This window comes from Microbacterium sp. LMI13-1-1.1 (assembly GCF_040815625.1).
In the GTDB taxonomy this organism is placed as follows: domain Bacteria; phylum Actinomycetota; class Actinomycetes; order Actinomycetales; family Microbacteriaceae; genus Microbacterium; species Microbacterium forte.
In genome coordinates this window covers 657,335-677,575 of sequence record NZ_JBFPNL010000001.1, presented here as the reverse complement: position 1 = coordinate 677,575, position 20,241 = coordinate 657,335, and the positions used below count along the sequence as shown (strand labels likewise).

The 20,241-nt window shown below is 64.7% G+C and carries 18 protein-coding genes; 7 read left to right on the top strand and 11 right to left on the bottom strand.

The window, feature by feature from the left end:
• Positions 1–21 precede the first annotated feature (21 nt).
• The 4 genes from MRBLMI13_RS03205 to MRBLMI13_RS03190 are packed head-to-tail and all read right to left on the bottom strand — an operon-like array spanning position 22 to position 3,533.
• Positions 22–1,449, bottom strand: coding sequence for a carboxylesterase family protein (locus MRBLMI13_RS03205; RefSeq protein WP_367820496.1), 1,428 nt, complete (start codon positions 1,447–1,449; stop codon positions 22–24).
• Entirely contained in the window at positions 1,442–2,797 is a 1,356-nt protein-coding gene (locus MRBLMI13_RS03200; protein ID WP_367820498.1) for a replication-associated recombination protein A, read from the bottom strand. Before MRBLMI13_RS03200 ends, MRBLMI13_RS03205 begins: the two co-directional genes overlap by 8 nt.
• The gene (locus tag MRBLMI13_RS03195) at positions 2,794–3,150 is read right to left on the bottom strand and encodes an MmcQ/YjbR family DNA-binding protein (RefSeq protein WP_367820500.1); all 357 of its coding nucleotides are present in this window, start codon (positions 3,148–3,150) and stop codon (positions 2,794–2,796) included. Before MRBLMI13_RS03195 ends, MRBLMI13_RS03200 begins: the two co-directional genes overlap by 4 nt.
• Positions 3,147–3,533 carry an MmcQ/YjbR family DNA-binding protein gene (locus MRBLMI13_RS03190; RefSeq protein ID WP_367820502.1) on the bottom strand — a complete coding sequence of 129 codons (387 nt, stop codon included), beginning with the start codon at positions 3,531–3,533 and terminating at the stop codon, positions 3,147–3,149. The genes MRBLMI13_RS03195 and MRBLMI13_RS03190 overlap by 4 nt, the downstream gene beginning before the upstream one ends.
• Positions 3,534–3,609: 76 nt before the next feature.
• Here MRBLMI13_RS03190 and MRBLMI13_RS03185 point away from each other — a divergent pair, with 76 nt between their 5' ends.
• The 5 genes from MRBLMI13_RS03185 to MRBLMI13_RS03165 all read left to right on the top strand — a co-directional run bounded on the left by MRBLMI13_RS03185 (position 3,610) and on the right by MRBLMI13_RS03165 (position 8,410).
• Positions 3,610–4,203, top strand: coding sequence for a TetR/AcrR family transcriptional regulator (locus MRBLMI13_RS03185; RefSeq protein ID WP_367820504.1), 594 nt, complete (start codon positions 3,610–3,612; stop codon positions 4,201–4,203).
• Positions 4,196–5,188 carry a zinc-binding dehydrogenase gene (locus tag MRBLMI13_RS03180; RefSeq protein WP_367820506.1) on the top strand — a complete coding sequence of 331 codons (993 nt, stop codon included), beginning with the start codon at positions 4,196–4,198 and terminating at the stop codon, positions 5,186–5,188. Before MRBLMI13_RS03185 ends, MRBLMI13_RS03180 begins: the two co-directional genes overlap by 8 nt.
• A 131-nt stretch (positions 5,189–5,319) precedes the next feature.
• Positions 5,320–5,679: a cyclophilin-like fold protein gene (locus tag MRBLMI13_RS03175; protein ID WP_367820508.1), complete on the top strand. Its 360-nt coding sequence runs from the start codon at positions 5,320–5,322 to the stop codon at positions 5,677–5,679.
• Complete coding sequence (locus tag MRBLMI13_RS03170; RefSeq protein WP_367820510.1) at positions 5,676–5,843, top strand: zinc-binding dehydrogenase; 168 nt, start codon at positions 5,676–5,678, stop codon at positions 5,841–5,843. Before MRBLMI13_RS03175 ends, MRBLMI13_RS03170 begins: the two co-directional genes overlap by 4 nt.
• Positions 5,844–5,896: 53 nt before the next feature.
• Entirely contained in the window at positions 5,897–8,410 is a 2,514-nt protein-coding gene (locus MRBLMI13_RS03165; RefSeq protein WP_367820512.1) for an excinuclease ABC subunit UvrA, read from the top strand.
• Positions 8,411–8,729: 319 nt separating this feature from the next.
• On the opposite strand, the gene ppsA is transcribed toward MRBLMI13_RS03165, so the two are convergent.
• The 7 genes from ppsA to MRBLMI13_RS03130 form a co-directional block, all read right to left on the bottom strand.
• Positions 8,730–11,117 (bottom strand): phosphoenolpyruvate synthase, encoded by a 2,388-nt coding sequence (gene ppsA / locus MRBLMI13_RS03160; RefSeq protein WP_367820513.1) that lies wholly within the window; start codon positions 11,115–11,117, stop codon positions 8,730–8,732.
• A gap of 47 nt (positions 11,118–11,164) precedes the next feature.
• Positions 11,165–12,052 (bottom strand): pyruvate, water dikinase regulatory protein, encoded by an 888-nt coding sequence (locus tag MRBLMI13_RS03155; RefSeq protein ID WP_367820515.1) that lies wholly within the window; start codon positions 12,050–12,052, stop codon positions 11,165–11,167.
• Positions 12,053–12,141: 89 nt separating this feature from the next.
• Positions 12,142–12,942 (bottom strand): MBL fold metallo-hydrolase, encoded by an 801-nt coding sequence (locus MRBLMI13_RS03150; RefSeq protein ID WP_367820517.1) that lies wholly within the window; start codon positions 12,940–12,942, stop codon positions 12,142–12,144.
• A 5-nt stretch (positions 12,943–12,947) separates the two neighbouring features.
• On the bottom strand, positions 12,948–14,093 hold the full coding sequence (locus MRBLMI13_RS03145; protein ID WP_367820519.1) for a cytochrome b/b6 domain-containing protein: 1,146 nt from the start codon (positions 14,091–14,093) through the stop codon (positions 12,948–12,950).
• A 246-nt stretch (positions 14,094–14,339) separates the two neighbouring features.
• On the bottom strand, positions 14,340–15,287 hold the full coding sequence (locus MRBLMI13_RS03140) for an electron transfer flavoprotein subunit alpha/FixB family protein (protein WP_367820521.1): 948 nt from the start codon (positions 15,285–15,287) through the stop codon (positions 14,340–14,342).
• 12 nt (positions 15,288–15,299) lie between these two features.
• Entirely contained in the window at positions 15,300–16,076 is a 777-nt protein-coding gene (locus tag MRBLMI13_RS03135; protein ID WP_367820523.1) for an electron transfer flavoprotein subunit beta/FixA family protein, read from the bottom strand.
• A gap of 42 nt (positions 16,077–16,118) precedes the next feature.
• Positions 16,119–17,480: an MFS transporter gene (locus MRBLMI13_RS03130; protein ID WP_367820525.1), complete on the bottom strand. Its 1,362-nt coding sequence runs from the start codon at positions 17,478–17,480 to the stop codon at positions 16,119–16,121.
• 212 nt (positions 17,481–17,692) lie between these two features.
• Here MRBLMI13_RS03130 and MRBLMI13_RS03125 point away from each other — a divergent pair, with 212 nt between their 5' ends.
• Together MRBLMI13_RS03125 and MRBLMI13_RS03120 are read left to right on the top strand one after the other, a co-directional pair.
• Complete coding sequence (locus tag MRBLMI13_RS03125; protein ID WP_367820527.1) at positions 17,693–19,684, top strand: MFS transporter; 1,992 nt, start codon at positions 17,693–17,695, stop codon at positions 19,682–19,684.
• Positions 19,681–20,232 (top strand): TetR/AcrR family transcriptional regulator, encoded by a 552-nt coding sequence (locus tag MRBLMI13_RS03120; protein ID WP_367820529.1) that lies wholly within the window; start codon positions 19,681–19,683, stop codon positions 20,230–20,232. The genes MRBLMI13_RS03125 and MRBLMI13_RS03120 overlap by 4 nt, the downstream gene beginning before the upstream one ends.
• Positions 20,233–20,241: the final 9 nt, after the last annotated feature.

Here is a 20,241-nt window from a genome sequence, read left to right as displayed (position 1 = left end):
TTCCGGGAGCTCAGTGGAGGGTTAGGGGCGTTCGATGCCGGCGAATAGCTCGAGCACGTCTTGCGCGTGGGTAGTCGGGTCATACGCCAGAGTGCCGATGCCAGTTGCGGTGGGCATGTCTGTCACCGGCGTCCACAACGCCTCGGCGTCTCCGCACGCGACAGCGAGCAGCGTGTCGCGGACGAAGGTGTCGCGGATGATCTGTCCTTCGCTGGCACCGGGGCGTTCTCCCCCGACGATCCCGTACAACTCGGTGCCGTGGACGGCGGGGGCGCCGTCTGCGGGGCCGATGACGAGCCGGCGTGTGGTGCCACCGGCGGCGGTATGGGCGAGGGCCGCCCGTGTGACAGGCAGGGTGAAGATGTAGTCGGTGAAGATGTCGGCGCGCACCTGCGCGGCGCTGCGATCGTCGACGGTGTAGGTGTCGACGATGCGCTGGGCCTGACTCCGAGGGATACGGGAGGTGAGGACGAGTTCGTCGACGATCCGATCGACACTGCCGGGGTCGAAACCGGGAATGTTGTTGATGACCCAGTAGTCGACTTCCTCGGTCGCGGAGCTGAGAAGGATGTCGATATCGCGGCGACGACCGGATTCGAGCGCAGAGAAGGGGTGTCCTACGAGCACGCCGCCAGGCTGGGTGTGGTCATCGACGATGCCCAGGGTGGTGTTGTCGACACTATTGCGGGCGCCAAGCTCCCTGGGTGTGACCTTCGCCAGGGTCGTGGCGAGCACCTCGCCGTCGACGTCGAGCAGACCTTCGGGGTTGTCTTGGAGGTCCAGCTCGGTGATCAGCCTGTGGGCGAGTTCTTCGGCCCACCATGCGGGGACGGTGCGGGAGGTGGGACCTGAGAAGGCGGCTACGTGGTGGTACAGGCCATCCGCGGCGGGTGCGGCGAGAAGCGCGATGGATGACATCGACCCGGCGCTGTGACCCGTTACGGTGACGTTGTCCGGGTCTCCCCCGAAACGCGCAATGTTCGCCTGTACCCACTCCAGCGCGGTGATGATGTCCTGCAAACCCAGGTTGGAGGCGTCCTCCAGGGCGCCGCCGTACTGCGACAGCGCCAGCCATCCGAACGGCCCGAGCCGGTAATTCAGCGACACCCCGATCGCGCGTCCCGTCGCGGCGAGCCCCGAGGCGTTCGAGGTCGTCTGTGTGTTCGATCCGAGTTCGAACCCGCCACCGAAGATGTACACGATCACCGGGAGCGGCCCGTCGCCGGCATCTTCGGGAGCCCACACGTTGAGGTTCAGGCAGTCCTCGCTAAACCCGTTGTCGGCCTCGAGCCAGGAGGTGTCCCCAGCTTGGAGTGGGGCGGGGCCTTTCTGGTCGTAGGGCAGGTCCGGGTTGAACGGCAGCAGCTGCGGTTTGCGGAATCGTTCGGCGGTCGCGTAGGGGATGCCTAGCCAGGAACGAACCGGGTGGGTTCGGGTGGTGTCAGCCATCGGATGAGTCCTTTCGATGAGACGTATCGCTGAGATTGGTGGCGGGGCCGCTGTCGTTCGTCATCTCCGAGCGGAGGTGCGCCCAGTGGCGGAGTCGTTCGGTGATGGTGCGCTCGTACCCGCCGGTTGTGGGTTCGTAGAAGGTCTCCCGGGGTAGGTCGTCGGGGAAGTAGTTCGCGCCGGAGAACCCGGTTTCCGTGTCGGGGTCGTACTGGTATCCCTTGCCGTAGCCGAGGTTCTTCATCAGCCGGGTGGGGGCGTTCAGGATGTGGGCGGGGGGCATGAGGGAGCCGGTGCGTTTCGCGGCGGCCCAGGCCTTGTTGAAGCTTCGGTATACGCCGATCGACTTCGGAGCGGTCGAGAGGTACAGCACGGCTTGGGCGATCGCGATCTCTCCCTCCGGAGATCCGAGCCGTTCGTAGACGTCCCATGCGGCGAGAGCTTGTTGCACCGCGTTCGGGTCGGCCAGGCCGATGTCTTCGTTAGCGAATCGCGTGATCCGGCGCGCGATGAACAGCGGGTCTTCTCCGCCGAGCAGCATCCGTGACAGCCAGTACAGGGCAGCGTCCGGGTCCGAGCCCCGCATGGCCTTGTGGAGCGCGGAGATCAGGTTGTAGTGCCCCTCCTGCGACTTGTCGTAGAGAGGTGCGCGCTTCTGCACGGCAGCAGCAAGAGCTGCCGTGTCGACCGGGCCAGGGAGGTTCTGGATTTGCTCGATCATGTTCAGCAGGTACCGGCCGTCGCCATCGGCCATCGCGATCAGCGACTGTCGTGCATCGGCGTCGAGCGGGAGCGGTGCGCCGGTGAGATCTTCTGCGCGACTGATGAGGGTGTCCAGTGCGGCGTCATCTAGGCGCTTCAGGACGAACACCTGCGTTCGGGACAGGAGTGCCCCGTTGAGCTCGAAGCTCGGGTTCTCCGTGGTCGCACCGACGAGGATGATGGTGCCGTCCTCGACGAAGGGCAGGAACGAATCCTGTTGCGCGCGGTTGAACCGGTGGATCTCATCCACGAACAACAACGTGCCCTGCCCGATCTCCCGGCGTTGCCTCGCCGCCTGGAACACCTTCCGAAGGTCGGCCACACCGGAGAAGGTCGCCGAGAGAGGCTCGAACGCGAGATCGGTCTGATCCGCGAGGAGGCGAGCGATGGTGGTCTTCCCGCATCCGGGTGGCCCCCACAGCACCATCGACACCAGCCGCTGCCCCGCCACCATCCGCCCGATCGGCGCGTCCGCTGCGAGCAGGTGATCCTGCCCGACCACCTCCTGCAGGGTTTGGGGCCGGAGCCGGTCCGCCAGCGGACGCGACTCGTCATCCACTTCAAACAGGGAGGGCGTGCCGGTCACGATGACTCCGGGTGATGCGCGTCCGCGAGCTCGTACGAGGTGTGGACGAGGTGGTCGATCAGCTTCGCCGTGATGCCCGGTCCCGGGCCGACGGAGATCCAATGTTTCTTGTCGAGGTAGTGCCCGACGGTGATCGACTCGTGGTCGCGGCGCAACGCGTCACCGTGGTGCGGGTCGGCTTTGATGGTGATGATCTGCAGGTTGGGGTTATCGTCGGTGACGATCAAGAACACTTTCTCGCCCGCTTTCCACACGTCCAGGTGTGGGGTGAACGGGTGCCCGTGAGACACACCAGGGAGAGACGCCGCGGTGTCACGGGCGATCTGCCGCAGCCGCTCCCCCGTCAGTGTCATTTGCTGCCCCGCCCGAACGTGGCGGGGTCCACTGGCCGCTTGGCGTGCGGAAGGTTCTCGACGACCCGGAGATACGACTCGGTCACCAGCTCCTCGACCAGCGACACGGGAAGGTGGCCCGAGGGGTGCAGCGTGATCCAGTGCTTCTTGTTCATGTGGTAGCCGGGGGTGATCTCCTCGTGCTCGTCCTGCAGCGCCATGCTCTCGTCCGGGTCCGCTTTCAGAATCACGATCGGCTCACCGGTGGCATCGGTCATCAGCATGAACACCTTGTCCACCACCTTGAACACCTCCCAGCCCGGGCCGAACGGGTGCTCCAGCTTCGCGCCGGGAAGTTCGTGCACTCGCGCCCGAGCGTGCTCTTGCAATTCGTGACCGATCATGCGAACTCCTCCATCGTGGGCTAGATTGGAATCAATACGTACCAGTGTACGCACTCGGTCTGACATTGGAGAAGTTGTGCGACGAGGAAAGCCGAACGACCCGGGTCGGCGGGCCCGCATCCTGCAGGCCACGCTCGAGGTGATCGCCGCGGATGGCGTGGCCGGAGCGTCGTACCGCGGTATCGCGACGCACGCCGGGGTGCCGCTGGGGTCGATGACGTACTACTTCCCCACCCTCGAAGGCCTCATCGTCGCCGCGTTCGACTCGACCCGTAGCCACCTCGGACCCCGCTACGACACGCCACTGCGCGACGCCCGAACACCGGAGGACATCGTTGCCGTACTCGTCGACGCGACCATCGGCGCGACGAGTCCCACACTCGACGACATCCGCCTGTATGCGGAGATTCGGCACTACGGCATCCGCCACCCTGACGTGGCGGCGGTCCTGCAAGCGGTCGAGGACGACGCCCTGGCGATGACCCACGGTCACGTATCTGACAGCACCGCGCTGACAATCAACGCACTCCTGTGGGGATGGTGGAGCCACCGCCTCGCCCACCCCGACACCCCCCTCGACGAGGCCATGGTTCGTCGGTCATTCGAAGCCCTGGTTGCCATCCCCGCCGCCGATCACCCCATTCACACGAAGGAGCAATCCGATGTCTGACACCATGCGCGCCATCCGCCTCACCGGCCCCGTCGAGATCGACGGCCTCACCGTCACCGACGTCCCCATCCCCGAGGTCCGCCCGGGCTGGGTGCGCATCCAGGTGAAGGCATTCGGGGTCAACGAGTCCGAAGTCACCAGCCGGCAGGGCGAATCCGACTCCGACTTCACCTTCCCCCGCATCCTCGGTATCGAAGCCGTTGGCATCGTGGATGCCGTCGGCGACGGCGTCGACCTCGCGCTGGGTCAGAAGGTCGCCACGATGATGGGGGGCTTGGGCCGCACGATCGATGGCAGCTACGCCGAATACACGCTCGTCGACGCCGCGAACGTCATCCCGTTCGACACCGACCTCGAATGGGACGTCATCGGCGGGCTCCCGGAGATGCTGCAAACCGCGCACGGCTCACTCACCACGGGGCTGAGTCTTCAGGCGGGGCAGAGCGTCCTCATCCACGGCGCAACCTCCACCGTCGGGCTCACTGCGGTCGCGATCGCACACCAGCTCGGCGCAACCGTTCTCGCCACCACCCGCAACCCGCGCCGGGCAGATCTGCTCACCGAGGTGGGCGCCGACCATGTCCTCGTCGACGACGACACCCTCGCCGACGCCATCCGCGCAATCGCCCCGGACGGGATCGACGCCGCGCTCGAGTTCGTCGGTGCAACCACCCTTCCCGCCGTGCTGTCAGTGATCCACCCTGGCGGTACGGTCTGCTTCGTCGGGGCGCTCAGCGGCAACTGGACCATCCCCGACTTCGACCCATTCACCATCCCCACCGGCGTCCGTCTCACCAGTTACGCAGGTGAAGCCACCGACCTCCCCGCCGCCGCCCTCGACACCTACCTGAAGGCGATTGAGGCCGGCACACTCCATACCGTCATCGCCGGAGTGCACGAGGGGCTCGAGAAGGTGTCCGACGCACACCGCAACCTCGAATCCCGACACCAGCCCGGCAAGTACGTCATCGTCATCCCTGCCTGACGGCGGCTTCGGCTCAATGTGTCCCCGACGGCCGGACCGATGAACGAGAACGACCACCCAACCCCAAGGAGGCGCGGCGCCCCACCACTACGCGCCGTGCCTCCACCGCACTATGAAAAGGAAGCAACGAGATGAAGATCCGCATCACCCTGCCGACCGGCCAAGCCATCGGTGCAATCGACGACACGCCCGCTGGCCACGAGCTCATCGACGCCTTGCCCATGACGCTCACCCTGGGAGATCTCTTCGACCGGGAGAAAATGGGACCGTCGCCTCAGGCCCTCAAAAACGTGACTGACACCCTCGATACCTACGCCGTCGGTCAGATCGCGTACTGGGCTCCGAGCCACGACATCGTCTTCTTTTATGCCGACACCGGAGACCTCTCCATCCCGGAACCGGGCATCGTGCACCTCGGAACGATCATCGAAGGACTCGAGCACATCGCCGCCTCCGGCGAAGGTTTCACGATGACCCTCGAGCAAGCGTGAACTGCTCCGCCCTCGACACCTACCTGAAGGCGATTGAGGCCGGCACACTCCATACCGTCATCGCCGGAGTGCACGAGGGGCTCGAGAAGGTGTCCGACGCACACCGCAACCTCGAATCCCGACACCAGCCCGGCAAGTACGTCGTCGTCATCCCCACTCGCTGAGCCGCCCCGCCCGCGTGACACAGCCCCTGCCACTACCTGCCAAGGAGCCCACTATGACTGCAGATCCAGCCCGCGACCACTCCGTTCCTGATGTGATCCGAGTTCGCGGCGCGCGGGTCAACAATCTGCAGAACATCGACGTCGACGTTCCACTGAACAAGCTGGTGTCGATCGCCGGGGTTTCCGGGTCAGGAAAGTCGTCCCTCGCACTCGGGGTGCTGTACGCGGAAGGGTCACGCCGCTACCTGGAGGCGCTGTCGACCTACACGCGCCGTCGTCTCACCCAATCTGCGCGGGCCGCGGTCGACAGCGTCGAGCACGTCCCCTCCGCTCTCGCGTTGCGGCAACGTCCCGCGGTCCCAGGCGTGCGGTCGACTTTTGGCACCTCGACAGAGCTGCTCAACAGCCTTCGGCTGATCTTCTCCCGCCTCGGGCACCACCAGTGCCCCAACGGGCACCGCCTCGACCCCACCATCGACGTCGCACTGGACCTGCCACTGACCTGCCCAGTCTGTGACGTCGTATTTCCACCTCCCAGCGCGGAATCATTTGCCTTCAACAGCGAAGGGGCCTGCCCGCGGTGCGAGGGCACCGGAATCGTCCGCGACGTCGACGACAGCACGCTCATTCCTGATGAGTCGCTCAGCATCGACGACGGCGCCGTCGCCCCCTGGGCGATGTTCGGACTTGCCGCGAACGCGAAAGTCGTCGCCGAGATGGGCGTCCGCACCGACATCCCCTTCCGTGACCTGACCCCGGTAGAACGTGAGATTGTGCTGGCCGGGCCGGAGGAGAAGCGCGTCATCCTCTACCCCTCCAAGAGCGGGAAGCTGTTCGAACTCAACGCCACCTACCGCAACGCCCACCAGTCTGTGGTCGAAGCACTCCGGAAAGCCGAAACCGAGAAGGGCCTGGGGCGGATCAAGGGGTTCCTCAGTGTGCAGACGTGCCCCGACTGCCACGGCACCCGCCTCAACGCCCTCGCTCGCTCCACTCTCGTCGACGGCATCACCCTCCCCGAAGCGACGTCGAAGACGCTCGTGGACGTCACTGAATGGGTGCAGACCCTGCCCGCGCAGATGCCAGAGAATATGACGGCGATGGCGGGCAGCATCGTGACCCAAATGGTCGAGACCGCGCAGATGCTCCTCGGTCTCGGGCTCGGATACCTCACGCTCGACCGGGCATCCTCGACGCTCTCCACCGGGGAACGGCAGCGCGTGCAGCTCTCCCGCGCCGTCCGCAACCGCACCACCGGAGTGCTCTACGTCCTCGACGAACCCTCCATCGGCCTGCACCCCTCCAACATCGACGGCCTCATCACCGTCATCCGCAACCTTCTGGACGACGGGAACTCGGTCGTGGTCGTCGACCACGACGCCCAGGTGCTCCGCGAAGCGGACTGGCTCGTCGAGATCGGCCCAGGCTCCGGCATGCACGGCGGCACCGTCATCGCCTCCAGCACCATCCCCGACCTCGCCGAGAACCCCCAATCGCACATCGCCCCCTACCTCGGCCCGAACGCCCCCGACCTGGTCCGTCCCCGCCTCAAGGCCGGGACCGTCTTCGACGAAGGGCGCCTCCACGTCTCCACCACCCCGCTCCACACGGTCCACGCCCTCGAAGTCGACATACCCAAAGGCCGGCTCACCGCCGTCACCGGCGTCTCGGGTTCGGGCAAGACCACCCTCGTCCTGGAAGCACTCGTCCCGGCCCTGCAGGCACACGCGAAGAACGAACCCCTCCCCGCGCACGTCATCAGCGTCGACCCCGGCGGCATCACCACCGTCGCCGTCGTCGATGCGGCGCCCATCGGCGTCAACGTTCGCTCCACCATCGCCACCTACAGCGGCGTCCTCGACGACCTCCGCCGCGCCTACGCCGCCACCCCGGACGCGAAAGCACGTGGACTTAAGGCCGGTGACTTCTCCTACAACACCGGATCGCTGCGGTGCCCGACCTGCGACGGTACCGGCCAAATCTCCCTCGACGTCCAGTTCCTCCCCGACGTCGACATCGTCTGCACCGCCTGCGACGGCACCCGATACAACCCGACCGCACACGACATCCGCCGCACTCCAAAACAGGGCTCCAGCGACACATTGAGCCTCCCCGAAGTCCTTCGCCTCACCGTCGAACAAGCACTACCCGTCGTCGCCGACCTCAAAAAGGCTCACTCCAGGCTGCAGGTCCTCTCCGACCTCGGCCTCGGCTACCTCACCCTCGGCGAAGGCACCCCTGCCCTCTCAGGTGGTGAAGCACAACGACTCAAGCTGTCCGCAGACATCGACCGCGACCAGCACAACACGCTGTTCGTCCTCGACGAACCCTCCATCGGACTCCACCCCACCGATATCCGAACTCTCCTCAGCGTTCTCCAACGCCTCATCAACAACGGCGCGACCGTCATCATCATCGAACACGACCTCGACATGATCCGAAACGCCGACCACATCATTGACCTCGGCCCCGGAGGCGGCACCGCAGGCGGACACATCGTCGCCACCGGCACACCCGACGACATCGCTAGATCCCCCGAAAGCCCCACCGGTCGATACCTGGCCTGACCCACCCGGCGGCCGATCGACTTGATTGTGTTGAGATCATGTCCAATGCGGTGCCGGTGCCGTGCCCCAGCTGGAACATCTTGGGCACTCACTTGCAGAGTGTGAAGCATCCGCTTCACCCTCGACCATCCATCCGATCACTTTTCCCTCGATGAATCCTGCGCACGCTTGCGTCACACTACTGAGATTGTGCGCCGTGCTCTGATGGGCGGTTTCGCGCTTCACGGTCTCCGGGCAAGCTGATCGCCCGTGTGACCTGAGAGCACCGCTACGACCTGCCAGCCTCCTTGCGGGTTTGAACGAGGGAGAGGAGCGACCTTCACCGAGAGGCGATGCTGGACTGCTTTGCCAATCGCAACCAGGTCTCCACGACGGTGTCGGGGTTGAGTGACATCGATTCGATGCCCTGGCCGACGAGCCATTCCGCGAGGTCGGGGTAGTCGCTCGGGCCTTGTCCGCAGATGCCGACGTACTTGCCCGCGCGGCGGCATGCTTCGATCGCCATCGACAGCATCTTCAGCACGGCTGGATTGCGTTCATCGAAGGTGGCCGCCACCAGGCCGGAGTCGCGGTCGAGCCCCAGGGTGAGCTGGGTCATGTCGTTGGATCCGATAGAGAAGCCGTCGAAGTACTCCAGGAAGTCATCGGCCAGAACGGCGTTGGACGGCAGTTCGCACATCATGATGATGCGAAGTCCCTTCTCGCCGCGGCGCAGCCCGTTCTCGGCGAGGAGGTCGATGACGCCGCGCGCCTCATCCACGGTGCGAACGAACGGCACCATGATCTCGATGTTCGTGAGTCCCATCTCGTCGCGCACGAACCGCAGCGCTTGGCACTCCATGTCGAAGCACTCGCGGAAGTCTGCCGAAATGTAGCGAGACGCTCCGCGATAGCCGATCATCGGATTCTCCTCGTGCGGCTCGTACAGCTCGCCGCCGATGAGGTTGGCGTACTCATTGGACTTGAAATCGCTGAGCCGCACGATCACCTTCTCGGGGGCGAAGGCAGCACCCAACATTGAGACGCCCTCGGCGACACGAGAGATGAAGTACTCCCGCGGCGATGGGTAGGCGGCGATCCGCTCGGCGATCTCGCTCTTGAGCATCGGTTCAAGGGTGTCGAAATCGAGAAGCGCTCGGGGATGGATGCCGATCTGGCGATTGATGACGAACTCGAGACGCGCAAGGCCCACACCTGTGTTCGGCAGCTTCGAGAAGGCGAATGCCTGATCGGGGGCTCCGACATTGAGCATGATCTTCGTCGGGCTCTCGGGCATCTCGTCGAGTCTGGTGATGACCTCATCGAAGGCGAGGAGTCCCTCGTAGATGAAGCCGCTGTCGCCCTCCGCGCATGACACGGTGACCTCTCTGCCGTCGGCAAGCGCGACCGTCGCGTCGCCCGTGCCGACGACGGCGGGGATCCCCAATTCACGGGCGATGATCGCAGCGTGGCACGTGCGGCCGCCACGGTTGGTGACGATCGCCGAAGCGAGCTTCATGATCGGTTCCCAGTCGGGGTCCGTCATGTCCGCCACCAGAACGTCACCGGGTGTGAACTGGTCCATCTGAGCGAGCGAGGTCAACACGCGCACGGGTCCGGCGCCGATCTTCTGCCCGATCGCCCGGCCGGTCGTGATCACGGTGCCGGGCTCCTCGAGGACGAAGCGGCGCGTGACGTTGCCGTCAGCACGCGAGACGACCGTCTCCGGTCGAGCCTGGAGGATGTAGAGCTTGCCGTCGATGCCGTCCCTGCCCCACTCGATATCCATCGGTCGGCCGTAGTGATCTTCGATGACGAGCGCCTGGCGCCCGAGCTCTTCGACCTCGGAATCCGTGATACTGAACTGTGCGCGATCGGAAAGCGATACATCGGTGAATACTGTGCTTCCACCCGTATGCGTTCCGTCCGCGTAGATCATCTTCAGGGCCTTCTCCCCTAAGGACCTCTTCAGGATCGCAGGACGTCCTGCGCGGAGCGCCGGCTTGTACGCGTAGAACTCATCGGGGTTCACCGCCCCCTGCACAACCGCCTCCCCGAGCCCGTAAGAACTGGTGATGAACACGGCGCGGTCGAATCCCGATTCGGTGTCGACCGTGAACAGCACGCCCGACGCTCCGACATCCGACCGCACCATCCGCTGGATCCCTACCGAAAGGGCGACATCGTGGTGGTCGAACCCGTGATGGACGCGGTACGCGATCGCGCGGTCGTTGTAGAGAGATGCGAAGACGCTCCGCACCGCAGCGAGGACGTTGTCTATTCCACGGATGTTGAGGAACGTCTCTTGCTGTCCGGCGAACGACGCGTCCGGCAGATCTTCTGCTGTCGCGCTCGACCTCACGGCCCACGACACGGTCTCTGGCTGTGGGTCCTTCTCGACGAGGGTTGCGTACGCGGCGCGGATGTCTGCTTCGAACGCAGCGGGCAACGGCTGCTCCTCGATCCAATCCCGAACGGCGGCCCCCACGCGCGCGAGCTCTGCCACGTCCGTCACGTCGAGGGCCTCGACCGCGTGCTTGAGGCGATCGTACAGACCGTCTGCGGCGAGAAACCCCCGGTAGGCGTCGGCCGTCGTCGCGAACCCGCCAGGGACGCTCACGCCCGCATCCGAGAGATTCGAGACCATCTCCCCGAGCGAAGCGTTCTTGCCACCCACTTGGGCGACATCGGCCATCCCGATCTCAGTAAACCAGAGGATGCTCGTCATTGTGACTCCTGTGTGGATCATGCGCCGGCGCGCGGGGTGGAGGTCGATCAGGCGCGCAGCCGCATGGACTGCATGATGACCGCGGACATCTCCTCGACGGATCTCGTCGAGGAGTTGAGGAATGGCATGTGATTGCGCCGGTAGAGGTCTTCGGCTCGACGCAGCTCGCGAGTGCACTGCGCAAGACTCGAGTAGTTGGAGTCCGGGCGTCGCTCGTGGCGCACTTGGCTGAGGCGAAGCGGCGTCGTGGTCAGACCGAAGCACTTGGTGGCGTGAGGCCGCACGATGCGCGGGAGGCCGTCCGAGGGAAAGTCATCGTCGGTCAGCGGATAGTTCGCGACGAGCAGTCCGTACTGCAGAGCGAGGTACATCGTCGTCGGCGTCTTGCCGCAGCGCGATGGCGCGATGATGATCACGTCCGCGATGTCTAGCGCGCGGGCACTCTGCCCGTCGTCGTGCTCGATGGCGTACTCAACCGCGCGCATCCGTGCGAAGTACCGTTCGATGTCGCCGACCCCGTGATACTGCCCCAACTGCTCTGATGCCGTGCTTCCGAGCGCGGCCTCCATCTCCCGCAGATGCCCTCTCAGAAGATCGATCACGACGGCGCCGGATGCCATGAGCTCGGCGAGGATCTCACCTGATTTCACCGTGGCGAACAGGATCGGGTCCGTCCCACGTTCGTTCGCCGCCTGGATATCTTCTACGACGTCGCGCACTCCGATCAGGGTGTCGACGAACGGGATCGTGTGACGCTCGAACGAGAAGCCGGGAAAGTTCGCCAGCAGCGCGCTGCCGAGCGTCTCCGCAGTGATGCCCGTGCTGTCGGAGACGAAGTACGCAGAACGAGGGCGACCCGGCTCGACCGATTCGATGTCAATAGCAATCCCCTCCCCGTTGGCCGGTGGAACGATCTTCTCCGCTGAATCCGGCATTCCCCTCGTCGATCAGGCGAAGGAAGTCGCGTATTTGCCCGTCGTGAAAGTGCCTCGATTCGGCACCTCGTTGCGCGCGAGTGACGGCGTCATGCATCGGCGAGGTACTCCAGCTGCGCCGCTGTGGATGCCTCGGCGGCGAAGCGGATGGCAGGATCGATCTGCGGGTAGACGATGTCGGTGACACGCGCGACGACCTCAGGCTCTACCGATGCGTCGACGTCGAGTTCGGCGAGCGCCTCTCGCACCTGAGCGAGCCGCATCCTGCGGTGGCCGAGGTATCGACCGGCGACCACGGCGAGGCTGGGAAGCGACGGTCCATGAGCTGGCAGAACGATCGTCGAGTCCGGGAGGCTTCGCAGTCGCTCCAATGATCTGATGTAATCGCGTAGCGCTCCGTCAGGTTGCGTCAGGACCGTGGTGCCGCTCCCGAGAATGGTGTCCCCCGTGAGGATCGAGCCGACGGGAGCATCCGCACCGGCTGCACCGTCCTCCGGCAAGTGGAAGCACAGGGAGTCGATGGTGTGACCGGGCGTCGCGAGGACCGCGATGCGCGTCTCGCCCGCACGGATCATCTCACCATCACGAAGCGGCTCTGCCCCTCGGCACAATGTCGCGTCGGCAGCTCGCACAGGAGCACCGGTGCGAGCGACCATGGCGTCGATCGACTCCGCATGATCGCTGTGGTGGTGGGTCAGGAGGATGAGTTCGACCGGGCCGAGTGCCTCGATCCGGTCGAGGTGCGCGGAGATCTCCGGGCCTGGGTCGACGATGACTGCCGAGGAACCCGGGGCGCGGACGACGTACGTGTTCGTACCGTCCAGCGTCATGGATCCGGGGTTGGGTGCCAGCACGCGCGTGGCGAGGCTAGACCACTGCTCAACGTCCATAGGTGTCACCGCCCGCTGACCTTCCCCGTGAGCGCGGCGATCGGCGTGAGCACAAGCGGTCGCGCGCCGATCCAGCCGGCGATGACGAGCACCATCGATCCGGTGAAGATCAGGAAGCCCGGCCAGTTGACAGCGTCGGTGCCGCCATACATATGGTTCAGGTTGCGTAGAACACCCGTGGCGAAGACCAAGGCCACGTGGATGATGATGAAAACGACGAAGTACACCATCACCGGGAAGTGCACGGCCCGCGCCCACTCGACCGGATAGGCCCTGCTCAGCTTGATCGCGTTCTTGGGCCACAACCCCGACATACGCACACCGGTCACCGCTGCGAGGGGCGCCGCGACGAACACCGTGAGGAAGTACATGATCTGCTGCAGACTGTTGTAGTTGACCCAGCCGTTCTCGGTCGGCCAGGCGAGCGATACGTACTGGAGCAGAGCGGACAGCGCGTTCGGAAAGACGTCCCAGCTGGTCGGCACGATGCGCATCCAGTGGTTCGTGGCGAACAGCAGCACCACGAACAGGATGCCGTTCACGAGCCACAGGATGTCGAGCGACTGGTGGAGCCACAAAGCAAGACTGATCTTGCCGTTCCCGTTCTTGGACCACTTCGGTGTCCAGTAGACCGGCGGGCGCTTCTCGGCGCGCACCTGCAGTCCGGTGCGGATGATCAGCACCATGAAGAACATGTTGAAGAAGTGCTGCCACTGCACCCAGGCGGGGAAACCGGGACTCGACGACTCGGGCAGGTGATACTCGCCCGGGTAGCGGGCGAGCCAGTCGCTCATGGCGTCGGTGCTCAGCACAGCACGAACGAGGAACACGCCAGCCAGAGCCACGATCAGGAGCGCAAGGGCGCCGATCAACGCGCTCAGTTTCCTGGTCCAGGGCGTCGCTCGGATCCGCTCGGCGAGGGGAACAGCCGGCGCGGGCTGGGCGAGAGCCGTTGGGTGCCACGACGCAGCGATGCCCGCCCATGCCGTGCGGGTGAAGGGGATCGGCGTCGAGACGTCGACGACGTATGCTTCGACGGGCACGACCGAGTCGGACTCCGGCCACCCGTCGCCCTCGACCGCGATCTCGTCGGCCGTGGGCGTCGCTGCTGCGGGGGCATCCGTGGCTGCGGTTCCGAGACTTTCGGTCACGGGGGCACGGGCGAAGTCCGCGGGGGGCCACGGCTCGCCGCCGGGCGTGCGAGGCAGGCCGCGCCGGACCCCTGTGCGGCTGCCTGCGCCGGTGCCGACAATCGCTGAAGCCGCGCCTTCGCGCTCTCCTGCGCTTTCCGCAGAGCCGTCGCTCACGTGTGCTTCGCCGGCAGAGGGCCAGGGGTCTCCACCCGGCCAGCGGGGAAGCCCGCGGCGAATTGTCGCTCCATACGTTGCCATGGTCGCCTAGGCCCTCTTCGCCTCGAGCGCCGCGATCAGCTGCGGCACGACAGCGAAGAGATCGCCCACAATGCCGTAGTCGGCGATGTCGAAGATCGGAGCGTCGGCGTCCTTGTTGATCGCGACGATGGTTTTCGCGGTCTGCATGCCGGCCTTGTGCTGGATGGCGCCCGAGATGCCGAGCGCGATGTAGAGCTGCGGCGACACCGAGACGCCGGTCTGCCCGACCTGAGAATTCTGCGGCACATAACCAGCGTCGACCGCGGCGCGCGACGCACCGACAGCGGCGCCAAGCGCGTCGGCGAGCTGCTCGACGAGCGCGAACTTTTCCTGTGACCCGAGACCGCGGCCGCCTGCGACGACTTTGTCCGCACCACGCAAATCCGGGCGGAGTACGGAGACAACGGCTTCCTCCACCTCGCCGAACGCGGCGGCCTTTCGAGCCGAGGCCACGACCTCGAGGGGTCGCACCGCCGGCGATGCGATGGCCTCGGCACGCTCATCGACAGCGCCCTGCCGCACCGTGATGATCGGCGCCCCGAAAGTCACCGCGCCGTCAACCTTGTAAGCACCGCCATAAACGGAGTGCTTGGCGACGATGCCCTGGCCATCCCTCACCACGCCCGTGGCGTCGACGAGAAGACCGGAACGAGACCTCGCGGCGTATCGTGCCGCAGCCTCGCGCCCTTCGATCGAGTGCGACACCAGGATCGCGTCGGGACCGACCTCGCCGACGGCCGCCGCGATCGCATCGACGCGATCACCCGAGGCGACCAGGACAGACTCGGCACCGAGAGCACCGGCATGACGCGCCACCTTCTCGTCGCCGATCACCAGCGCGACAGGCGTTCCCACCTGAGCGGCGGCACCGAGTAGCGCGGGGGCGGATGTTCCCAGCTCACCGGACGGAAGCGTGTCCAGCAGCACCAAGATCGAATCAGCGGGGTAGTCCATATCCACCATTCCTCAGACGAGCCGGTTCTGGATGAGGTGGTCGGCGAGCTTCTCGCCGGCGTCACCCTCATCGACGATCTTGATTCCAGCCGGCCTCGGGGGTTTCTCGCTGAGCCCGATGACGATCGACCGCGCAACGTCGGAGGAGAGCGCGTCGACTCCGAGATCAGCGAGCGTCAGTGTCTCGAACGGCTTCTTCCTCGCCGCCACGATGCCCTTGAAGTTCGGGAAGCGCGCGTCGGGAAGGGCTTCGGTGATCGAAATGAGCGCAGGCAGCTCGGCCGAGACCTTGACTGTGCCAGCATCCGTCGCTCGCACGCCCTCCACCGTGCGCTCGGCGATCTCGACCGAGGTCAAGTTCAGCGCGGCGGGAAGGTCCAGCAGTTCTGCGATCATCGCCCCCAGTACTCCGCCGGACCCGTCGGTGGATTGGTTGCCCGTGACAACGAGATCCGCGCCGATCCGCTTCACCGCTGCCGTGAGCACCTCGGCCGTCAGACCGAGATCGGCACCGAGGAGGTCTTCATCGACGACCTGCACCGCCGAGGCGGCCCCCATCGCAAGGCCCTTTCGCACGGTTGCGGCGGCGGACTCCGGCCCCATCGAGAGCACGACGACCTCGGTACCGGTGTGGGCATCGGCGTAGGACAATGCGACCTCGAGCGCACGTTCGTCGATCTCGTCGAGGACGGTCTCGGAGGCGGCACGATCTGCCAATCCGGTCTCGAGACTCAACTTTCGTTCGCCCCACGTATCCGGAACTGCTTTGACCAAGACCACGAACTTCATCAGGAGCTCCTCTTGTTCCATCTAACGCTGACGGCCATACGCCTAGTTTTCAGCGCCTCGAACCGAAGCCGCCTGTGCATGGGTGCGATCGCGCTCGATCTCCCCCACATTCGGGGCGACCGTGCGTCCGCGCCAGGCGGCGATCACAAAGAAGAGACCTCCGAACGCGAAGAGCATCGATACACCGATGGTGCTGAACGAGGGTGATGCGCTGACGAGCGCGAGCGCGATCAAGGGGCCGAAGCCCGCCCCAAGGGCGCCGCTGGATTCCTTGCCGACGCCGATCCCCGTGACACGAGTGTTGGTCGCGAATTGCCGTGCCATGAATGGGCTCGCTGCGACTGACAGCAAGGGGGCGATGAGGCCTGTTCCCAGGATCATCGCCAGCCAGATCCACACGGGTGTCTGAGAATTAAGCAGCCAGAAGAAGGGGACGGAGTACGCGATCACCAACACGCCGCCGGCTGCGAGGACCCATCGGACCGGTGCCGCGTCGCAAAGCCTCCCGACTACGGGTGTCCACAAGATCGCAACGGCGCTCGCGAGGGTGACTCCGAAGCTGCTCACGGCGCCCCCGATGTCCTGAAACTCCGTCAAGTAGGAGAGCGAGAAGGTCTTGTACAACGTCGCTACCAGGGAGTACCCAAGATAAGTGATGAAAACGATGACCAGACCTCTCCAGTCCGACCTGAAAAGATCGGCTAGCACGCGGTACCACGGACGACGAGTCTGCTCGGGCTTCATCTCCAGGAACTCGGGGCTCTCGGGAAGCTTGATGCGAATCACGTACCCGACGATCGCCAACACGAAGCTGAGGACGAACGGGATACGCCATCCCCATGAGTAGAAGAAGTCGTCTCCGATGAGTGCGAGACCAGCGACAACCAATGAAGCGGCGAAAACCCCGAGGTTGACGCCGAGCGTGGGGAGAGAGCCGAGTCTGCCCCGTCGCTTGGGGGCCGCAAACTCGTACGAAACTGCAATCGCTGAACTGAACTCCGCACCGGCGCCGATTCCCTGCACGATCCGCAACAGCACGAGCAAGATTGGAGCTGCCACACCGATCGTCGCGTAGGAAGGGATCAGCCCCATGAGCCCAGTTGAAACGCCCATCAGGATCAGGCTCCAGGAAAGGACGGTCTTCCTGCCGAACTTGTCCCCGATGATGCCGAACACCAATCCTGCGAGCGGACGTGCAAGGAACCCGACGCCGAATGTCGCCAGCGCCGCCATGGCGCTGGCGACGGAATCGTCAGACGGGAAGAACGTAGGACCGATGACTAGTGCAGCCATAGCGGCGTAAAGGAAGAAGTCAAAATACTCGAGGGCAGTGCCTACGACAATGGCAGCACCGACGCGTTTCTGAGAAACCGGGGGTGTGGGTTGTGAAACGTTCGCATCCATGTATTCGCCTTCCATCGTTGGTTGGGGCGGCGACCCTTCCATCGTTGGTTGGGTCAGCGAGAAATTGTTCCACTGAGCGGCACACCGTGCCGTTTGGGGACATTCCATAGTCGCTTCGTCCGGGGTTCCTGTCAAGCACGCAAGGTCGAGCCTTCGATCCCGACGGCGCACGGAATGAACACGCGAAGGGTAAACCGTGTTTACTCGGTAGTGTGATCAGCCACCGACGCCCCACCTCACCGACCGCGCTCATCGTTATTTTGTCGCTGTGCGGGATGGTGGTCTCGCTGCAGCAGACGCTGATCATTCCGCAATTGCCCGAGTTGCCGCGGATCCTGGACATCACCCCTGACGATGCGACCTGGCTGGTGACCGCGACGTTGCTGACGGCTGCAGTTGCGACGCCGATTGTGTCGCGGACGGCAGACATGTACGGAAAACGCCGCATGCTGGTGGTTTCGCTTGCCGTCTTGACCGCCGGGTCTTTGATCGCAGTCGTTGGTCAGACATTTCCGTTCCTGGTGGCGGGGCGGGCAATGCAGGGGTTCGCATCGGCGCTGATTCCGGTGGGGATCAGTATTCTGCGCGACGAGCTTCCGAAGGAGCGGGTCGGGCAGGCGATCGCGTTGATGAGTGGAACGCTAGGCATCGGTTCGGCGCTTGGGCTGCCGCTCTCGGGAGTCATCTCGCAGGCGTTCGGGTGGGAGGCGATCTTCTGGTTCTCGGCGACCGTGGGTGCTGCTCTGGCGGTGGCCGTGATGCTACGTGTTCCGGAGTCCCGAGTGCGAACCGCCGGCACATTCGATGTTCCGGGTGCGATCCTGCTCTCTGTCGCTCTTATCGCTCTCTTGCTCGGTATCTCGAAGGGCACTTCTTGGGGGTGGTTGAGTTCGGAGACCGTCAGCGCGTTTGTGATCGCAGTTGTCGCATTGGCGGCCTGGGTCCCATTGGAGTTGCGGGTGAATCAGCCGATGGTGGATCTGCGTACGTTGGCCATCCGGCCGGTGCTGTTGACAAACATCGCCACACTGTTCGTCGGCATTTCGATGTACGCGAACATGTTGGTCACGACCCAGATCCTCGAGGTCCCGGAGGCTACGGGCTACGGACTCGGGCTTCCGATTGCGCTGGCCGGGCTGACAATGGTGCCATCTGGTCTCACCATGCTCGCGATCTCGCCGGCAGCGGGAGTCATGCTCACTCGCTGGGGTGGAAAACCCACCCTGCTTCTCGGTGCGGCAGTGATGGCGCTGGCGTATCTGTACCGGGTTTTGGCGGGCGGCTCCGTGTGGGAGATTGTCGTAGGTGTCGTCGCGGTCAGTCTGGGTACAGCGCTGGCATTGGCAGCGTTGCCTGCTCTGGTGATGAACGCGGTGCCGATCACCGAGACAGCATCCGCGAACGGCGCCAACACGCTGGTGCGGTATGTCGGGACGTCGGTGTCCAGTGCGGTCATTGCCCTCATCATCGTGTCGCAATTCGTCACAGTTGACGGCGTGGACTATCCATCAGAGAGCGCGATCCAGACCGTATTCACCATGGCCGCAGTTGCCGCCGCGGTCGCGGTCGTTATCGTGCTGTTCATTCCGTCGATGCGACGGTCCTCGCTCTCCACTGCAGCATTGACGGCTCAAGAGCCTCTCGTTCTGCCTTCGACAAGCGGAGGAGCTGGGACGGAGCAAGTCGTCGGCGGCCGGGTGGTTCTCGGCACCACTGAAGGGATGCGCCGGAACGCGGTCGTGTCCATCGTGACGGTGGAGGGAAAGCCCATCGACTGGGCGCGCGCTGACAACGAGGGCCGATACAGGATCGCTCTGCCCGGCGCGGGCCGCTACGTGGCTATCGCGAACGCGCAAGGGTGGACACCCGCCTCGCGCGTGTTCGTTTTCGACGGTGGTTCTTCGATCGTGGATCTGCTGCTCACCGTTCCCCTCGCCATCGCGGGGGTCGTCACCACAGACATGGTCGGGCACGAAGGCGCCCTCGTTGTCCTCACCCGGTCCGGCGGTGAGTTCGTGGCCGCGACTGTCAGCGGGCCCGACGGCGGCTACAACTTCCCTCTTCCCCCGCAAGGTTCATACGTGGTCACTGCTGTGGACTTCGACGGCGACGGAGCGGTTTCACGCAAGTGCACCCTCGCAACCCAATCCGTCGAGCTCAACCTCGACCTGTATGCCGATCTCGACGCTGAAGGCGACGCATGAACGTCGACAGCCGTGCGGCGATCCGTCACGCTGCCGCGTCGCTCTTCGCGCAGCGCAACTACGGAGACACCACAATCCGCGACATTGCCGAACTCGCCGAGGTCTCCCCGGCATTGGTCATCAAACACTTCCGCAGCAAAGGAGAACTTTACCTCGAAGTAGGGCCGAATACCGAGCGCCTCGCCGATCTGGAACTCCCACGGGACGTGTTGGGTCACGCCTTCGTGAAACAGATCTTCGACCGCTACGACCGCGGCCTCACCGAACCATGGATCGACAACCTCGTGGCCATCCGCCAATCCCCCGTTCCTAAAATGACCCGTAGCGCGATACGGGACCGAGTAGTGAGCAGGGTCGCAGAACTTATCGGTGACACGACATCGGACAGCATCCATGCTCAAGCGGTGGCGGCCACCGTCATCGGCATCGCCCATGCCGTCCGAGAGCTCGGCCTCTTCGATAAGGAAGAGTCGGAGCGCGCCCGCGTCGTCCAGTACCTGTCACTCCTCATACAGAGGAGTATCGATGCGTGCCAAGCCCCTGCCTGACTGCCGGCT